The organism is Thalassobellus sediminis (assembly GCF_044386045.1).
GTDB lineage: Bacteria > Bacteroidota > Bacteroidia > Flavobacteriales > Flavobacteriaceae > Thalassobellus > Thalassobellus sediminis.
Genome location: NZ_JBISCD010000040.1, coordinates 1,561,183 through 1,578,469, shown reverse-complemented (window position 1 = coordinate 1,578,469; position 17,287 = coordinate 1,561,183). Strand labels below are relative to the sequence as shown.

Annotated in this window: 19 protein-coding genes; 12 read left to right on the top strand and 7 right to left on the bottom strand. The window is 30.8% G+C overall.

Features of this window, described 5'->3' with window-relative positions; genetic code table 11:
• Positions 1 to 51: 51 nt before the first annotated feature.
• The gene (lpxD, locus tag ACH5TW_RS13540) at positions 52 to 1,047 is read left to right on the top strand and encodes a UDP-3-O-(3-hydroxymyristoyl)glucosamine N-acyltransferase (RefSeq protein WP_439337036.1); all 996 of its coding nucleotides are present in this window, start codon (positions 52 to 54) and stop codon (positions 1,045 to 1,047) included.
• A 358-nt stretch (positions 1,048 to 1,405) separates the two neighbouring features.
• Here lpxD and ACH5TW_RS13535 read toward each other — a convergent pair whose 3' ends face one another.
• The 4 genes from ACH5TW_RS13535 to ACH5TW_RS13520 all read right to left on the bottom strand — a co-directional run bounded on the left by ACH5TW_RS13535 (position 1,406) and on the right by ACH5TW_RS13520 (position 3,838).
• The gene (locus ACH5TW_RS13535; RefSeq protein ID WP_439337035.1) at positions 1,406 to 1,633 is read right to left on the bottom strand and encodes a VF530 family protein; all 228 of its coding nucleotides are present in this window, start codon (positions 1,631 to 1,633) and stop codon (positions 1,406 to 1,408) included.
• Positions 1,614 to 1,838, bottom strand: a complete 225-nt coding sequence (locus tag ACH5TW_RS13530; RefSeq protein ID WP_439337034.1) for a DUF6500 family protein — start codon at positions 1,836 to 1,838, stop codon at positions 1,614 to 1,616. The genes ACH5TW_RS13535 and ACH5TW_RS13530 overlap by 20 nt, the downstream gene beginning before the upstream one ends.
• 4 nt (positions 1,839 to 1,842) lie before the next feature.
• Positions 1,843 to 3,123 carry a DEAD/DEAH box helicase gene (locus ACH5TW_RS13525; RefSeq protein WP_439337033.1) on the bottom strand — a complete coding sequence of 427 codons (1,281 nt, stop codon included), beginning with the start codon at positions 3,121 to 3,123 and terminating at the stop codon, positions 1,843 to 1,845.
• A gap of 133 nt (positions 3,124 to 3,256) precedes the next feature.
• Positions 3,257 to 3,838 (bottom strand): NUDIX hydrolase, encoded by a 582-nt coding sequence (locus tag ACH5TW_RS13520; protein ID WP_439337032.1) that lies wholly within the window; start codon positions 3,836 to 3,838, stop codon positions 3,257 to 3,259.
• Positions 3,839 to 3,968: 130 nt separating this feature from the next.
• Here ACH5TW_RS13520 and pyrE point away from each other — a divergent pair, with 130 nt between their 5' ends.
• Together pyrE and ACH5TW_RS13510 are read left to right on the top strand one after the other, a co-directional pair.
• On the top strand, positions 3,969 to 4,613 hold the full coding sequence (pyrE, locus tag ACH5TW_RS13515) for an orotate phosphoribosyltransferase (protein WP_439337031.1): 645 nt from the start codon (positions 3,969 to 3,971) through the stop codon (positions 4,611 to 4,613).
• A gap of 21 nt (positions 4,614 to 4,634) precedes the next feature.
• On the top strand, positions 4,635 to 5,030 hold the full coding sequence (locus ACH5TW_RS13510; RefSeq protein ID WP_439337030.1) for an SRPBCC family protein: 396 nt from the start codon (positions 4,635 to 4,637) through the stop codon (positions 5,028 to 5,030).
• Here the strand turns inward: ACH5TW_RS13510 and ACH5TW_RS13505 are convergent.
• Entirely contained in the window at positions 5,027 to 5,755 is a 729-nt protein-coding gene (locus ACH5TW_RS13505; protein WP_439337029.1) for a biotin--[acetyl-CoA-carboxylase] ligase, read from the bottom strand. The two genes, ACH5TW_RS13510 and ACH5TW_RS13505, sit on opposite strands and share 4 nt — an antisense overlap.
• A gap of 94 nt (positions 5,756 to 5,849) precedes the next feature.
• Here ACH5TW_RS13505 and rsfS point away from each other — a divergent pair, with 94 nt between their 5' ends.
• From rsfS to ACH5TW_RS13465, 8 genes are all read left to right on the top strand, one after another.
• A complete protein-coding gene (gene rsfS, locus ACH5TW_RS13500) occupies positions 5,850 to 6,221 on the top strand; it encodes a ribosome silencing factor (protein ID WP_439337028.1) in 372 nt (123 codons plus the stop codon).
• A gap of 9 nt (positions 6,222 to 6,230) precedes the next feature.
• Positions 6,231 to 8,165 (top strand): ATP-dependent zinc metalloprotease FtsH, encoded by a 1,935-nt coding sequence (ftsH, locus tag ACH5TW_RS13495; RefSeq protein ID WP_439337027.1) that lies wholly within the window; start codon positions 6,231 to 6,233, stop codon positions 8,163 to 8,165.
• A gap of 127 nt (positions 8,166 to 8,292) precedes the next feature.
• A complete protein-coding gene (locus ACH5TW_RS13490; RefSeq protein WP_439337026.1) occupies positions 8,293 to 8,901 on the top strand; it encodes an LUD domain-containing protein in 609 nt (202 codons plus the stop codon).
• 1 nt (position 8,902) lies between these two features.
• Positions 8,903 to 9,724, top strand: a complete 822-nt coding sequence (locus ACH5TW_RS13485) for a phosphatidate cytidylyltransferase (protein ID WP_439337025.1) — start codon at positions 8,903 to 8,905, stop codon at positions 9,722 to 9,724.
• Positions 9,714 to 10,370 (top strand): phosphatidylserine decarboxylase family protein, encoded by a 657-nt coding sequence (locus tag ACH5TW_RS13480; RefSeq protein ID WP_439337024.1) that lies wholly within the window; start codon positions 9,714 to 9,716, stop codon positions 10,368 to 10,370. The genes ACH5TW_RS13485 and ACH5TW_RS13480 overlap by 11 nt, the downstream gene beginning before the upstream one ends.
• The gene (locus tag ACH5TW_RS13475) at positions 10,363 to 10,629 is read left to right on the top strand and encodes an acyl-CoA-binding protein (RefSeq protein WP_439337023.1); all 267 of its coding nucleotides are present in this window, start codon (positions 10,363 to 10,365) and stop codon (positions 10,627 to 10,629) included. Before ACH5TW_RS13480 ends, ACH5TW_RS13475 begins: the two co-directional genes overlap by 8 nt.
• Positions 10,630 to 10,722: 93 nt before the next feature.
• A complete protein-coding gene (locus tag ACH5TW_RS13470; protein WP_439337022.1) occupies positions 10,723 to 11,658 on the top strand; it encodes a T9SS type A sorting domain-containing protein in 936 nt (311 codons plus the stop codon).
• Positions 11,659 to 11,869: 211 nt separating this feature from the next.
• Positions 11,870 to 12,298 carry a hypothetical protein gene (locus tag ACH5TW_RS13465; protein WP_439337021.1) on the top strand — a complete coding sequence of 143 codons (429 nt, stop codon included), beginning with the start codon at positions 11,870 to 11,872 and terminating at the stop codon, positions 12,296 to 12,298.
• 167 nt (positions 12,299 to 12,465) lie between these two features.
• On the opposite strand, the gene ACH5TW_RS13460 is transcribed toward ACH5TW_RS13465, so the two are convergent.
• Positions 12,466 to 15,102, bottom strand: a complete 2,637-nt coding sequence (locus ACH5TW_RS13460; protein WP_439337020.1) for a valine--tRNA ligase — start codon at positions 15,100 to 15,102, stop codon at positions 12,466 to 12,468.
• Between the two features lie 270 nt (positions 15,103 to 15,372).
• Between ACH5TW_RS13460 and ACH5TW_RS13455 the strand changes: the two genes are divergently transcribed.
• Entirely contained in the window at positions 15,373 to 15,798 is a 426-nt protein-coding gene (locus tag ACH5TW_RS13455) for a DUF1573 domain-containing protein (RefSeq protein WP_439337019.1), read from the top strand.
• A 49-nt stretch (positions 15,799 to 15,847) separates the two neighbouring features.
• On the opposite strand, the gene ACH5TW_RS13450 is transcribed toward ACH5TW_RS13455, so the two are convergent.
• Positions 15,848 to 17,182 (bottom strand): retropepsin-like aspartic protease, encoded by a 1,335-nt coding sequence (locus tag ACH5TW_RS13450; protein WP_439337018.1) that lies wholly within the window; start codon positions 17,180 to 17,182, stop codon positions 15,848 to 15,850.
• Positions 17,183 to 17,287 lie beyond the last annotated feature (105 nt).

The following is a 17,287-nucleotide window of genomic DNA, read 5'->3' as shown; positions in this document are numbered from 1 at the left end:
TTTTTTTCTGTTAGATTTACAAAAACGCTAACCAACAACTAAAAATAACACATGGCACCATATACAATTAGTGAAATTAACGATATTTTAAAAGGAGAATTAGTAGGCAATACTAATCAGCAAATTGAAGGTCCGGAACAATTACTAAACGCTAACAGCAACCAGATTACTTTTATAGGAAGTGCTAAATATGTAAAACATTGGGCAGACTCAAAAGCTTGTGCAGCTATAGTAAACGACAATTTAAAAATTGAGGCAGATAACAATCGTGCTATCATTAAAGTAAAAAATGCCGATTTAGCAATGGCTAAAATATTAGAGTTGTTCAATCCTCCTGCTCCGGTTTTTAACACCGATATTCATCCAACAGCTGTAATTGATGAAACAGCAACTATTGGCAACGGCTGTAAAATTGGTGCTAATTGTTATGTTGGTAAAAATGTAGAATTAGGAAACGGTGTTGTTTTATACCCTAATGTGTGCGTTTTTGACGAAACTAGTATTGGAGATCATACCGTTGTTTGGTCTGGCACCATAATTAGAGAACGCTGCATTATTGGTAGTCATTGTATTTTTCATACCAATGTAAGTATTGGTGCCGATGGTTTTGGATACAGACCCAGTGATGATGGTAGAGGTTTGGTTAAAATACCTCAAATAGGAAATGTTATTATTGGACATTATGTAGAAATTGGAGCAAACTCTTGTGTAGATAGAGCTAAATTCAGTTCTACTATAATTGGTGATGGCTGTAAAATTGACAATCTGGTTCAAATAGCTCATAACAGTATTATGGGACGTTCTTGTATTATGGCAGGACATAGTGGACTTGCAGGATCAGTTACCCTTGGCGATGGTGTTATTATTGGAGGAAGCGCCTCTATTAAAGATCATACTACTATCCATTCTGGTGCTACTGTAGGTGCTGGCTCTGGTGTTGTAGGCGATGTTGCAGCTGGCAAAACCGTTTTAGGGTATCCTGCGCAAGACGCTAGAGACATGTTGAAACAATGGGTGGCTGTGAGACGTTTTATGAAAAGTCAATAAAATCAGATAGTTAACACAGTAAGTATTTTAGCTTATTGAAGAGATAAACTATATAAGTAATCAAACGGAATATATTTCAGTATTGAAATGATTTATTCTCTTTATACTTGACTACAATTAAAAATATGTAAACAAAAAATTCCACAAATGGAAAAAACTTGAATAATAGCAATATTGCTTTTTTCAGTAATCACTTTTCTTTTCTGGAGGACATTTCAAAAAAGAATATGATAAAAAGTTATGAAACAAATGGAGAACGAGACTTTTTTATTGGCAAGGAACAATATACGCAAGTACCGGAATTACAATTCTAATAATAGAAATAAATATTGCCGAGTAGTTTGGTTCTTAACATAGCCTACTTCTTGTTATTCTTCAACATATTTAAATACATATTCTCAACCTTAGTACGTGCCCAAGGCATTCTACGTAGAAATTTTAAACTAGATTTCACAGAAGGATTATCTGTAAAACATTTAATCTTAATGTTATATCCCATATACTCCCAACCGTAATGAGCTACCAAATCGTTAATAATTTTTTCTAGTTTTATACCGTGTAACGGATTATTTGGTTGCAATTCCATTTACAAGATTTTTAATTTTTACTGCTTTTTCAAAATGGTCTAGCTTATGGGTTTTTATCCACCATGTGGCAGCTTCTATAAGTAACTCTGGGTTATCATTTTTATTTGCAAAAAAAGCATAAAAGGACAAACCTACGTTTGTTCCTTTTTGTGCTATTTTTTTATCGCAAACTTCTATAATTTTATCTTTTAAAACCTTTTGCATAATCTTAATTACGTCTATCTGTATTACGTTTTGGACGTCTAGAAGTATTCTGCTTGTTAGAATTATTATTAGAACTACGAGAACGGTTAGAGTTTCTTGAGTTTCTATTTTGACGACCTTGACCCTGTTTTATTGGTGCTGTTGAAGCATTAGGATCTGGCTCAAAACCTTCAACTATTTCAACAGGCAGCTTCATTTCAATTAACTTTTCAATATCTCTTAAAAAAGTAGTTTCATCTGCACTTACTAAAGATAAAGCCTCGCCACTGGCTCCAGCTCTTCCTGTTCTTCCTATTCTATGTACATAATCTTCAGAAATATTTGGTAATTCAAAATTCACAACATGTGGTAATAGAGGAATATCTAGTCCACGAGCAGCAATATCGGTTGCTACTAACACACGAACACGTCCACTTTTAAAACCTGCTAATGCTTTGGTTCTAGCGCCTTGACTTTTATTTCCGTGTATGGCAGCAGCGGTAATACCGGACTTATCCATTTTTTCACAAAGCTTATTGGCGCCATGTTTGGTACGTGTAAATACTAAAACCTGTTTCCAGTTACCTTCAGAAATTAATTTAATAATTAATCCTGTTTTTAAACCTTTTGCTACTCTATATACTTTTTGAGTTATCGCTTCGACCGTTGTATTCTCTGGCGTTGCTTCAACTTGCACAGGATGATTTAAAATACCATGTGCTAATTTCTTAATATCTTTAGAAAAAGTTGCCGAAAACATTAAATTTTGACGTTTCTCTGGCATTGATTTTATAACGCGCTCTATATCTCGTAAAAAACCCATATCTAACATTCTATCGGCTTCATCTAACACAAAAATCTCTACACGTTTAAGCGACAACAATCCTTGACTTTGTAAATCTAATAAACGCCCAGGCGTTGCTACCAAAACATCAATACCTTGACGAATAGTTGCTGCTTGTGGTTTCTGGTTAACTCCACCAAAAATAACGGCACTTCGTAAATTTAAAAACTCACTATACTCTCTAACATTAGCATATACTTGCGCTGCTAACTCACGAGTTGGTGTTAAAATTAAAGCTCGAATAGGTCTGTATTTTGCTTTCGGATTTTCAGAAAGTAAATGTAAAAGTGGCAATGTAAAACCTGCCGTTTTCCCTGTTCCTGTTTGCGCTGATGCTAAAACATCTTTTCCTTCTAAAACTGGAGGAATCGCTTTTTCTTGAATTGGACTTGGAGTTGTGTATCCTTTTTTGCTAATAGCTTTTAGCAAGGCTTCGGATAAGCCTAAAGATTTGAATGACATATAAACTGTTTGGTAAAGCCTTTTTAGGCCAATGAGATGACAATTTATTAAGTAAACAATCCACCTCTATTTTTATTAAGCTGCAAAGGTACGCTTAATTTTCTCGATGCGTTTTTATTTTATTTATAGAATATTAAACTAACAGCTTAATATTAGCATACGAATTATTAAGAGCTTCTTTAGCTTGTTTATCATTAAGCCATTCAACTTTAGTAATCCCCTCTTCTTCTTGAGCATACAAATTGCCTTTAAAGCTGGTTTTCATTTCAAACCAATAGGTCACTTTAATTTTATGCCTTCCATTACGCTTAAAAATATGATAGGTCGTGTTTAATGGTTTTACTATTTCTAATCCCGAAACACCAGTTTCTTCGGTAACTTCACGAATGGCTGTTTGTTCAATAGTTTCATTACCCTCTGCTTTTCCTTTTGGTAAATCCCACTTATCATTTCTATAAATAAACAAAATCTCTTTATCATCATTAAAAGCTTTACCACCTCCTGCTATCACATTAGGTAGTTTTTTTAAAAACTTTTTCAATAACTTATCTTCATTTTTATGAATAAGTCTAACTTCTTCTAACGACGTATTATTTAGTTCTTTTATAACTTTTCCAATATTAACGGTATCAAGCAAATAATTTTTAAAATTAGTTTCTTGTTCAACTACAGTTGTAAGCACTATAGGTTTATTTCCAACAAAAACTTTATACATAGTTTGTATTTAACAATTTCGTTTTGGTAAAAATATCATTTTTACTGACAAACGAGTAAATGTTGAAAAAAATATTTTTATTAATTACCAACTGTTATATAAAACTAATTTATTGTGTAATTTTGTAACTATGATTTTTAACAAAGAAACTGCCAAAAAAACTGCTGAAGTTTTATTACAAGTAAATGCAATAAAACTCAGCCCAAAAGCTCCTTTCACATGGGCTTCTGGATGGAAATCTCCAATTTATTGCGATAATCGTATTATATTATCCTATCCTCCAATTCGTAATTATGTCCGTGAAACCATGGCTAAACATATTGAAGCACAATATGGCAAACCAGATGTTATTGCAGGTGTAGCTACTGGAGCTATAGGTATTGGTATGCTAGTTGCAGAATATTTAGGATTACCATTTATTTACGTAAGACCAGACGCTAAAGGACATGGACGCAAAAACCAAATTGAAGGTTTTATTGAAAGCGGACAAAATGTTGTGGTTGTAGAAGATTTAATTAGCACTGGAAAAAGTAGTTTAAATGCTGTAAGAGCTTTAAAAGAAGCTAATATAAAAGTAAAAGGCATGGTTGCTATTTTTACTTATGGCTTTGATGTAGCTAGTGAAAACTTTAAAAACGAAGGCGTTACATTAAACACCTTAAGTAACTATGAAAATTTGTTAGAGCAAGCTTTAGATACTAATTATATTTCTGAAAAAGAATTAGAAACTTTATCTGAATGGAATTCTAACCCAAGTGAATGGAATGCTATTTGATATAGTAATATTAAAAAAATTATGAATTTAGAATCTCCAAAAATAAACGTTGGTAAATCACCTCAAGAAGTCTTTGATTTTTTAGCTGATATTAAAAATTTCGAATCTTTAATGCCTGAAAATATTAGTAAATTTGAAGTCTTAGATGACGATAAATTTTTATTTGCATTAAAAGGCATGCCAGAAATTATTCTTAAAAAGAAAGAGATTACACCTCCTAATAAAATTGTATTAGGTGCAGCTGGCGGAAAAATAGATTTTTCTTTAGTTGGAAACATTATTGAAATTAATGATACATCAAGCGAAGTTCAATTAGAATTTAGTGGCGACTTTAACCCTATGATGGCAATGATGATAAAGGGCCCTATTACTAAATTTATTGAAACCCTTGCTACAAGTATCCCTAAGGCTATTTAATAAAGCAGGGTAATTTCTTTAAGATCGAATTTTTTAACAATTTCATCTTCTAAAATTACTTGCAGCTTACCATATTTGGTAACACCTTTTATAAAACCAGAAAACAAAACACCTTCAGCATTTTTAAATGTTGAAGGTTTGTTTTTTCTAAACAAATTGGTTTCATATTCATTTTTTACAAAATCATATTTTCCTTGTTCTAAAAGAGAAGAATATTCTTTTGTATACTTAAGTACAAGTTGTAAAATTTCATCTAAATTATAATGTACTCCCGTAATCTTTTTTAAAGAAGAAGCCTTTGGAAGATTTTTAAATTCCGTCTGGTTTGCATTAATTCCAATACCAATAATTGTAGAGTTTAATTTATTTTTTATGACATTTTCAATCAAAATACCACAAATCTTTTTGTCTGCTGACAAAATGTCGTTAGGCCATTTTATATGTAAATCTGGAATATTTAACGTTTTAAAAGTTTTTAAAATAGCTAAAGAAATAGCCATGCTAATATAGAAAGGAAATTCAACATCATACATGTTTAAATCCTTAAACACACTAAACATAAGGTTCTTCCCTGTATCAGAGTCCCATACCGTACCCATTTGCCCTCTACCTTGCGTTTGCTTTTCAGTCATAACAACTGTATAATCGGCAACATCAGTCTCATTAATAAGCTTGCGCAAATAGTTATTTGTAGAGTCGATGGCATTAAGTTTGATTATAGGCATGTACAAGGTTATTTTGATACTATAAAATCTTATGATTATTTTAAAGTATAAAGAACTAAAAAAATAATAACTTTGCACAAATTAAATAAAATTAATGGCGAAACAAGAAATAAACGCAGATCAACTCATATCAGTTATAATTAGTGGTATAGAAGATGTTAAAGGAAAAGAAATAAATATTTTAGATTTAAGGGACATTGAAAATACTGTTTGTGATTATTTCATTGTTTGCGAGGGAACTTCAAACACACAAGTAAACGCCATAGTAAATTCTATACAGAAAAAAGTTAGTAAAGAACTTAAAGATAATCCTTGGCATACAGAAGGATTAGATAATTCTGAATGGGTATTAATAGACTATGTTAATGTTGTAGTACACGTTTTTCAAAAACATATTAGAGAATATTACGATATTGAAAGCCTTTGGGGTGATGCAAAAACAACAGTTATAGAAACGAGCTATTAAAAAAGACACATGGCAAAAGACAAAAAAAACACAAAGGATAATAAACCAAAATTTAGCCCATACTGGATTTATGGTATTTTAATAGCACTTTTCTTAGGGTATTCAGTATTTAATAGTGGAAGTTATCAAGAAGAAAATGATATTACACCTTCTGAATTTTTCAAATATGTAGATGACAATGATGTTGAAAAAGTTGAAATAATAAATAGAAGATATGCTCAAGTATATTTAACTAAAGAGGCAGAAGAAAAAGAAATTCATAAAAAATCCAAGCATAAAACTTCTTTTTTACCTGCTACCAGATTACCTAATTATAAATTTGAAGTACCTACTCTTGAAAATTTTGAAAATGATTTAAAAGCTAAAGGTAAATATGATATTTATAGTCTAAAAACAGAAACAGATACTTGGGGTAACCTATTAATGGGAATCTTACCTTTTATATTACTTATTGGTGTATGGATTTTTATTATGCGTCGTATGTCTGGGGGTGCTGGCGGAGGTGCTGGTGGTCAGATTTTTAATATTGGAAAATCTAAAGCAAAACTTTTTGACCAAAACACTGAAGTTAAAACAACTTTTAAAGATGTTGCTGGTTTAGAAGGCGCTAAAGAAGAAGTACAAGAAGTTGTAGATTTCTTAAAATTTCCTGAAAAATATACAACCCTTGGTGGAAAAATACCAAAAGGAGCGCTACTTGTAGGACCTCCAGGAACTGGTAAAACCTTATTAGCTAAAGCCGTTGCAGGTGAGGCTAAAGTGCCATTCTTTTCATTATCAGGATCTGATTTTGTTGAAATGTTTGTAGGTGTCGGGGCATCACGTGTTAGAGATTTATTTAAACAAGCTAAAGAAAAATCACCTTCTATTATTTTTATAGATGAAATTGATGCTATTGGTCGTGCTAGAGGAAAAAACGCCATGTCTGGAAGTAATGATGAACGCGAAAACACGCTTAACCAATTATTAACTGAAATGGATGGGTTTGGCACAAATACAAACGTTATTGTAATTGCCGCTACCAATAGAGCTGATATTTTAGATAAAGCATTAATGCGTGCAGGTCGTTTTGATAGACAAATTTTTGTTGACTTGCCTAACTTAACAGAACGTAAAGCTATTTTTGAAGTACACCTTAGACCGCTTAAAAAAGCAAAAGGACTAGATGTAGATTTCTTATCTAAACAAACACCAGGCTTTTCGGGTGCAGACATAGCTAATTTATGTAACGAAGCTGCTTTAATAGCTGCAAGAACAAATAAAAAATCTGTTGAAAAACAAGACTTTTTAGATGCTGTAGATAGAATAGTTGGAGGTTTAGAAAAACGAAGTAATTTATTTTCTGTTGAAGAGAAAAAAACAATTGCATATCACGAAGCAGGTCACGCTGTTGTAAGTTGGTTCTTAAAACATGCCGATCCCTTAGTAAAAGTAACGATTGTTCCTCGTGGAAGATCATTAGGAGCTGCTTGGTACTTACCTCAAGAAGCATATATTACAAGAAAAGACAAGTTTCTAGATGAGATATGTGTAACAATGGGAGGTAGAGCTTCAGAGCAAATTATTTTTAACGAAATATCTACCGGAGCATTAGGCGATTTAGAAAGCGTTACTAAAAAGGCGAAAGCTATGGTAATGATTTACGGATTAAGCGAAAAAGTTGGCAATATTACCTATTATGATCCTGCAGGAGAAAATGGTTTTGTAAAACCGTATAGTGAAAAAACAGCAGAGCTTATTGACACAGAAATTAAAAGCATCATTGAAACACAATATCAAAGAGCTGTAGAATTATTATCTTCTAAAAAAGATTTATTAGATAAACTAGCTAATAGATTAATAGAAAGAGAAGTTATATTTAAAGACGACTTAGAAGAACTTTTAGGAGTTTCTCCATTTAAAAAAAGTTCATCTAAAATCACAAATACAGACGAAGAAGAGTAAAAGACACAAAACAAAACAATAATTTTGTTAAGCTTTTAGTAAAAATCTTAAATTAACGGCATCGTTAATTTAAGATTTTTTATATTTGATAAATTCATAGAGAATTCAGTTAATAGCAGGTAACTAAATGAGTCTTTTTAGAAAAATATTTGGTTCTAAATCTGATCGATTTGATGAAGAACTAAAATCAGAAGATAGAGGCAAATATATGCCCGAAGTAAAACTACCAATAGACGAAAGGTTTACCATAAACTTTAAATCTAATGGAGGTAAGTTCCTCTATTGCGATAATTTAAATGAAATATTTCAAAATTTAGAAAGCATCATTGAAGAAAATAATTGGGAAGAAAAAAAAGTATTATTATTAGATGAAAATCTTCAAAGTAGATTTAAAAAATCAGGTTTAAAAACTACAAGAAAAATAAGTGAGGCTACTTTTTTCTTAACTACATGTGAAAACTTAATTGCTAATGATGGCTCTTTACTTATCTCATCAAAACAAATATTCGAAAAAAAGCTCCCGGAACTTCCTATAAATTTTATTGTTTTTGCAACTACTAGCCAAATTACTGAAACTATAGGTGAAGGCCTGCGAGGTATAAAATCTAATAATAAAGAAAAAATACCAACAAACATCACTACTATTAAACACTTTAAATCTGGTGACGATAAAGATTTTCTAAGTTATGGTAGCAGTGCTAAAAACTTATACCTATTACTTCTAGAAGACCTATAGGATGAAAGAAACTCTTATAAGATCACTTTCTGGTTTACTTTATGTTGTATTATTAATTCTCTGTTTGCAAAATAAATATGCATTAATTGCACTCTTTTTTGTTTTTGGTTTAATAAGTATTAATGAGTTTCTAAAATTAATTCAACTAAAAAGCTATATTCCTTATATCATTTATATAATTTTATTTGCTGTTTTTGGGTATTGGCAATTGATTCTAAAAACAGATAAAGGCTTAGATGAAGTTACTCAAATACTTATGGTGCTTAGCATATTTGTAGAGCTCTTTTTAATTAAAGATTTATTTTCAGAAAAAAGCACACCACTTTTTAGCTCTAAGCGTTTTGTTCTTACAACCTTCTATTTATCTACAGCATTTGTCTTTTTAATTTTAATAGCAAATTATTATGACGCATATAATCCTAATATCTTATTAGGAGCTTTTATTCTAGTTTGGGTTAATGATTCTTTTGCCTATTTAGTAGGTAAAAATTTTGGCAAGCAAAAGCTTTTTGAAAAAATATCTCCTAAAAAAACGGTGGAAGGTTTTCTTGGAGGCTTACTTTTTTCATGTATTGCAAGTTATTTTATTGCTACCTTTACAGAGACTTTAAATTTCACAAATTGGCTTATACTAAGTATTATTATTAGTGTATTTGGAACATTAGGAGATTTAATAGAATCAAAATTTAAAAGACAAGCTAAGGTTAAAGATAGTGGCAATATTATGCCAGGTCATGGCGGTTTGTTAGACCGCTTAGATAGTATTATTTTTGCCGCACCATTTATATATTTATTTTTAAGAATTTTACACTATGTTTCATAAAGAAGGACATAAAATTATAATTATAACATTTATTTTAGTAGCTGCTTCATTTTTATTAGCAGATTCTTATATCTCAATTAAATGGTTACAAATATTTGTTATGATTGCTTTGTTTGCTTTCTTAATAATTATACTTCAGTTTTTTAGAAACCCAAAACGTCATACTATTTTAAACGACAAACATGTAGTTTCACCTGTTGATGGTAAAGTTGTGGTTATTGAAGAAGTATTTGAAAAAGAATATTTTAAAGAAAAACGCATACAAGTTAGTGTGTTTATGTCTCCAATAAATGTTCATGTGACTCGTTATCCAATTAGCGGACATGTGATTTTTAGTAAATACCATCCCGGTAAATTTTTAGTAGCATGGCACCCTAAAGCTAGTGAAGAAAATGAACGCACTACTGTAGTTGTAGAAAATGAAACTTACGGAAAAGTGCTTTATAGGCAAATAGCAGGAGCTTTAGCAAAGCGTATTGTAAATTATGCAAAGCAAAACGATAAAGCCACCCAAGGAGGTGATTCTGGCTTTATAAAATTTGGATCTAGAGTTGATTTATTTTTACCTCTAGACACCAACATTAAAGTAACACTTAACCAAAAAGTTAGAGGTGGAGAAAGTATTATTGCAGAAGTTAATGAGTAGAGAGGCACTAGACATCGAATTTAAAGAAGCGGTAAAGCGAGTTAATGCACATACCGAGCCTTTTCCTGCGGACACCCTTTTAAAGCTCTACGCTTATTATAAAAAGGCCACTAACGACTACGGAAGACCTAAAAGCAAAGAACCTATAATTAATGCTTTTAAAACAAATGCCTTATTTCAAGCTAAAAACGTTAACGAAGACGAAGCTAAACAAAACTACATTGATTTAGTAAATAATTACTTTTTGTATAGAGAGTAATAAAAACACTATTTCGTCAATTCTATTTAACTCTTAATAACCACTCATATTATTAAGTTGCTAGCAAGAATTATTTCAACTAAAAAGCATAAAATGCAGAAATTTATTTCAATAATTTTAGTACTCAATTCATTATCAATATGCATTGCTCAAGAACCTATATTTTGGCAAGTTGACAATCTTTCAATAATTGGAGGAAATAATGTTGAAATTATTGGAAATCCTAAAGTAATAGAAACCGATATAGGTTCTGCTGTTGAATTTAACGGTATTGATGACGGCCTTATTGTAGCTAACAATCCTATGGCTGGAGTTACTGCATTTACTGTTGAAATTATTTTCAAACCTTATACTAGTGGTGGCACAGAACAACGGTTTCTTCATTTTCAACAAGATGATAGTAACAGAATACTCATAGAATTACGAAACAATAATGATGATAATTGGACGCTTGATACGTTTATAAAATCTGGAAGTTCAAGTAAAGCCTTATTAGATTATTCTTTTACCCACAACTTAGATACTTGGAACCACGCAGCATTGACATATAAAGATGGTGTGATGGCGCATTATGTTAATGGCCAAAAAGAATTAGAAGGCAATGTTGACTACCAGATAATTAATTCTGGTCAAACTTCTTTAGGAGTAAGATTGAACAAAGTTTCGTGGTTTAAAGGCGCTATACATTCAGTAAAAGTGACACCGTCTGTACTTAGTCCAACAGAGTTTATGGAAATTAGTAGTTTAGGCGTTAAAGAAAATGATAAAAACCAATTAATTACCAAAGTTTCGCCTAATCCTATATCTTCATCCAGTCTAGTTACTTATCAGTTAGATGAACCTGGAAAAGTTTCAATAAAAATAATTAATATTCTTGGGAAAGAAGTCGCAACCATTTTTAATGACTTTAAAAATATAGGATCTCACAAACTAGATATAAATAGTAATAACTTAAATTCTGGAATGTATTTCTTAGTTATTAATTCTGGGAATAAAACCTCTGTTCAAAAAATTATTATTTCTAAATAGATGTAATTAGCAGCTATCATTCCCCCTTCTTCTTTTAGTACGCTTTTTGGTTATTTACGCACTTGAGTTTGTCAGAAATTTTAGCTAACTTCGTTTAACATATGAAATAAAATATTTATATTGAATTTATTGCAGTATTAAAACGATTTCATATCAACGTAGTTGTAAACAAGTTAAAAATCAACAAAAACTAAAATCAAATAACCAAGTTATGATTTTAAAAAAACGAAAAGTGTTATTAATTTTTACCGGAATTATATTACTCCATTTTTTTAGCCCTTTTTATTATTTTAAAACTAATACAAATATTGAAACTCAAAACAAACTCAATGATAAAAATGTTGATGGTTCAACAACAAAAATTGAGAGTCATATTAAAGGAATATCTTGGAATGAAAAGGAAATTGATTTTAAAAATGACAATAGATTTACCGTAAACAAATCCTCACTTTTAAATTTAGGAATTTATTCAAAATTAACTCTAGAACTATCTCTTGAAAGACTAGTTGGTAATAAAAAAATTAAGACGAATGTAAAAGCCGAAAGTATCATTTGGGGCTTAGGAAAACTGCGTAATAAGAAGAATAATTTCAATAATTCAATTATTAAAAGAATTGATGAAATATATTCAGGAAATTGATTTTTTGAATTAAAAAGTCAGTGACAACATTTTATGAAAACAATTCTAAATTAATGCTTAACCAAAGGTTAGTGCGCATTTGGTCGCTCTGATTTTCCTGCGGAAAATCCTCGGACACAAAACCGCACTATTGTTATACATAACCGTTAAACGAACCTCCTAAAAACCTACCCCAAACTAGCCAAACTCGTTTTTAAAGTTTCAATCTTAGCTAGAGCATCGGCTTCTTTTTTACGTTCGTTTGCTATAACTTGCTCTGGTGCTCCTGCAACAAAACGCTCGTTAGATAGTTTCTTTTGTACCGATTTTAAAAAGCCTTCGGTATAGTTTAACTCTTCGGTAAGCTTCTTAATTTCAGCTTCCACATCAATAGCTCCAACCATAGGAATAAAATACTCGTTAGATTTTACTCTGAATGTTAAAGCGCCTTCAATAGCTTCCGTAGTATCTTCTATACTTTCAAGGTTTCCTAATTTGGCTATAACGCCATTAAAAGTAGTATTCGCCTTTTCATTGTTTATAACTGAAAAACCAATAGCATCTTTAAAAGCAATATTCTTTTGTTTACGAATGTTTCTAATTCCAGAAATAACTTCCGAAGCAAATTCAAATTCAGTAATTAACGTTTCATTTATAGCTTTAGATTCTGGCCATTTAGCAACAATTAATGCTTCTTCTGGAGTTCTTTCAACAATATACTGCCAGATATCTTCAGATAAAAATGGCATAAACGGATGCAATACTTTAAGATTATTTTCGAAAGCTTCAATAACCGATTTATATGTTTTAGCATCAATAGGTTTTTGATACGCTGGCTTGATAATTTCTAATAACCATGACGAAAAATCGTCCATGATTAACTTGTAAATGGCCATTAAGGCATCACTTAATCTGTATTTACTGAAATGATCTTCTATTTCTACTAAAGCTTTTTGAAACTTAGCTTCATACCACTCCAACCCTACTTTTGAGGTTTCTGGCTGTGGAATAGTTTCATCAATTTCCCAACCTTGAATCAATCTAAAAGCATTCCAAATTTTATTTCCAAATGCTTTTCCTTGTTGGCAAAGTGCTTCATCAAACATTAAATCGTTTCCAGCAGCAGAACTTAATAGTAATCCAACACGAACACCATCGGCACTATATTGCTCAATAAGTTTTAAAGCATCAGGAGAATTCCCTAAACTTTTACTCATTTTTCGACGTTGCTTATCGCGAACCAAACCTGTTAAATACACATTATTAAACGGCTTATCGTCTTTATACTCGTAACCTGCAATAATCATTCGGGCTACCCAAAAGAAAAGAATATCGGGTCCTGTAACTAAATCGTTTGTTGGGTAGTAATATTTTATTTCTTCGTTTTCTGGGTTACGAATACCATCAAACACACTCATTGGCCATAACCAAGATGAGAACCAAGTATCTAGCGCATCTGTATCCTGACGTAAACTATCGGCTGTTAACTCTTGATTGTTAACTGCTACTCTTGCTTTTATTAAAGCTTCTTCAATATTTTCTGCAACTACAAAATCCTCTTTTCCATCACCATAGAAATATGCAGGAATTTGTTGTCCCCAAAGGAGTTGACGCGAAATATTCCAATCGCGAATATTTGTCATCCAATGACGGTAGGTATTTTCAAATTTCTTTGGAAACAATTTTATATCGGCATCTTCACCTAAAACAGCTTCAATTGCAGGTTTTACCAATTCTTCCATTTTTAAAAACCACTGATCGCTTAAACGAGGCTCTATAACTGCTTTCGTTCTTTCTGAAGTTCCTACTTTATTTATATGAGTTTCCGTTTTAACTAAAACACCAGATGCTTCTAATTCTTTAGCAACTGATTTTCTAGCCACAAAACGATCTTGACCTTCAAAATGAAGTCCGAAACTATTTAAACTAGCATCTTCATTAAAAATATCAATAACTTCTAATTTGTGCTTATCACCTAAATTTTTATCGTTTTCGTCATGCGCAGGTGTTACTTTTAAACAACCTGTTCCAAATTCCACATCAACATATTCATCTTCAATAATAGGAATAACTCTATTACAAATTGGCACGATGGCTTTTTTTCCACGTAAGTGTACAAAACGCTCATCATTAGGATTTATACAAATTGCTGTATCTCCAAAAATAGTTTCAGGACGTGTGGTTGCTATAGTTAGCGTATCATCACTTCCTTCTATTTTATAATTTAAGTAATATAGGTTTCCTTGACGTTCTTCATGAATTACTTCTTCATCAGAAAGTGTTGTTTTTGCCTCTGGATCCCAGTTTACCATTCGATAACCGCGATAAATCAAGCCTTTTTCATGTAAATCTACAAACACTTTTATTACAGCTTCAGACATGTCAGCATCCATGGTAAACTTCGTTCTATCCCAATCACAAGAACACCCTAATTTCTTCAACTGTTCTAAAATAACACCTCCGTACTCATGTGTCCAATCCCAAGCGTGGGCTAAAAATTCATCACGAGTTAAGTCATTTTTATCAATACCCTGCTCTTTTAACTTAGCAACAACCTTCGCTTCGGTAGCAATTGATGCATGATCGGTACCTGGTACCCAACACGCATTTTTTCCTTGTAAACGCGCACGACGAATTAATACATCTTGAATCGTGTTATTAAGCATGTGTCCCATGTGCAATACGCCCGTAACATTTGGCGGTGGAATGACTATAGTATAAGGCTCTCTTTCGTCTGGTGTTGAATGAAAATAATTATGTTTCATCCAGTAATCGTACCACTTACTTTCTACCTGATTTGCATCATACTTTGATGGAATTTGCATACTTTGGAATAGTTTTTGAATATTGATGAGCAAAAGTACTTATATTTCTTTTGTTGTGAAAGTTGATAACAGATCGAAATAATAAAAAAGGCTTTATTTTTAAATGAATAACTATAGAAAACATGTTAAGTTTTATGCATTTCGTCCAATATTTTTGCAGATGACAGCAAAAGAACCTATGTTTGACATAGAATACAACAGATAAAAAGAATAAATAAGCCTTATAAAAAGAAGTAAGGTTATTGATAAAATAATATAAACACAAAAAATATGAAACAATTAATTACAATTTTATTTATAGGATTAATAAGTTTTAGCTTGAATGCTCAAGACAAAGTAGCAAAAATTGAATTTAAATCGGATACTATAGATTACGGAACGATTGAAAAAGGTTCGGATGGTAAACGTGTATTTGAATTTACCAATACTGGCGAAGCTCCTTTAATTATTTCTAAGGTTACATCTAGTTGCGGTTGTACGATTCCTAAATGGTCTAAAGAACCAATATTACCAGGAAAAACTGGTGAAATTCAAGTTAAATATGACACTAATAGAGTAAATCCAATTAGAAAAACAATTACTGTTATTTCTAACGCAGATACTCCAACAATTGCTTTAAAAATAAAAGGCTTAGTAGTTGATTCTGCTGGGGAAAGTGTTTTAAAAAAGAAAGACAAAAGTATTGTACAACAATAATCGTGTAGTATATCATAAAAAAGGTTTAAACTTAATGTTTAGACCTTTTTTATTTAAAAACATCTTCTAATTGAAATTTAAAAGTCAATATTTCACCCTTTCTATCAACTTTCAACTTCATGTTTTTCCCTGATTCTGCATAAAATAAATGCATTAATTGTTGTAACGAAAAATTGAATGCTTGCTTTTCGTTCACGCTTAATATTACATCTCCTAATTGCAAACCTGCTTTTTGTGCTGGAGAATTATTTCTTAACTCTACAATAGCATAGGCAGGCTTTAAAGACATTTTATATTGTGTATCGATAACAATTTTTGTATTAGTAGAAGATTCAGCACTTTTTATCATATTAGAATTTATTTTATTATCTAATTCTTTAATAAACCTTAAACCGTCTTGAGCTAATTCAATACCACTTTTATTATAACTAAACTTATCTTTAAAATGACTATTTTTTTTTAGTGTTATTATAGATTTGTTATAATCAATTATAACATTAAATCGTTTTAATATATTACCAGACAAACTACCATTACGATTTTTTACTTTTCTTGCATGTAGAGTATAACTTGAGTCTGGATAAGCAACATTCGTGTTTTTTAATTCGAAACTTTTTAAATAAAAAGATTCTAGTTTCGAGCGTTTTCCATATACACTTCCACTTAAACCATGTCCTAAAAAATCATAGAAATATTTATCCTTAGAATCTATGCCTAATGAATCATCTTCAAATAACCAGATTGAGTCACTCCCACCAGAATCTATTAATAATTTAATAGGAATTTTATCATCATTAACTTTAATTTCTGCATTTATATAAGGTTTATTTCTATAAAATTCTAAATTAAGTCTCTCACACTTATCACATTTTTTATATCTATATTTTTCAGGATTAGTAAGTCGAATAAATCTATTAGAATAATTTATTTCAACCACTAAATCTTTAAATAAATCATAACCAATAATACCGTGAATTGGAATTCCTAATCTGGGAGCAAAATTTAAATTTGAATCATATATAGCATACAAATCTTGGTCTAAATTTATTACATCTCCTATTTTTAAAATATTCTTAATAGATTTAAGTGCTTCAATAGACTTCCCTTCTCCTAAACCTCTTAAAAATATTTTTTCTGTATTGTATAACCTTAAAGTATCTGATACATTCAAAAAATTAAAAATCATTGATTTAGTAACTCCTGTATCTATCAAAAAAGACAAAATAACACCATTAATTTCGACTGGTACAACAATTAAATTATTAATTAGTTTGAAACTAATTTTATCTGATTGTTTTTTATTCTGAATAGTGAATTTTTGTTGAGAAAAACTCAAATTATTCACACAAAAAAACAATATTATGAGCATAAAAAGCTTTTTCATTATTCAATATTCAGTTTAAACATAATAAATTTACGAATCTTAAGAGTAGTCTTCTAATTTAGAAGCGTTTTTAAAAAAACTTTAAGATAATTTCTTCATATTTGC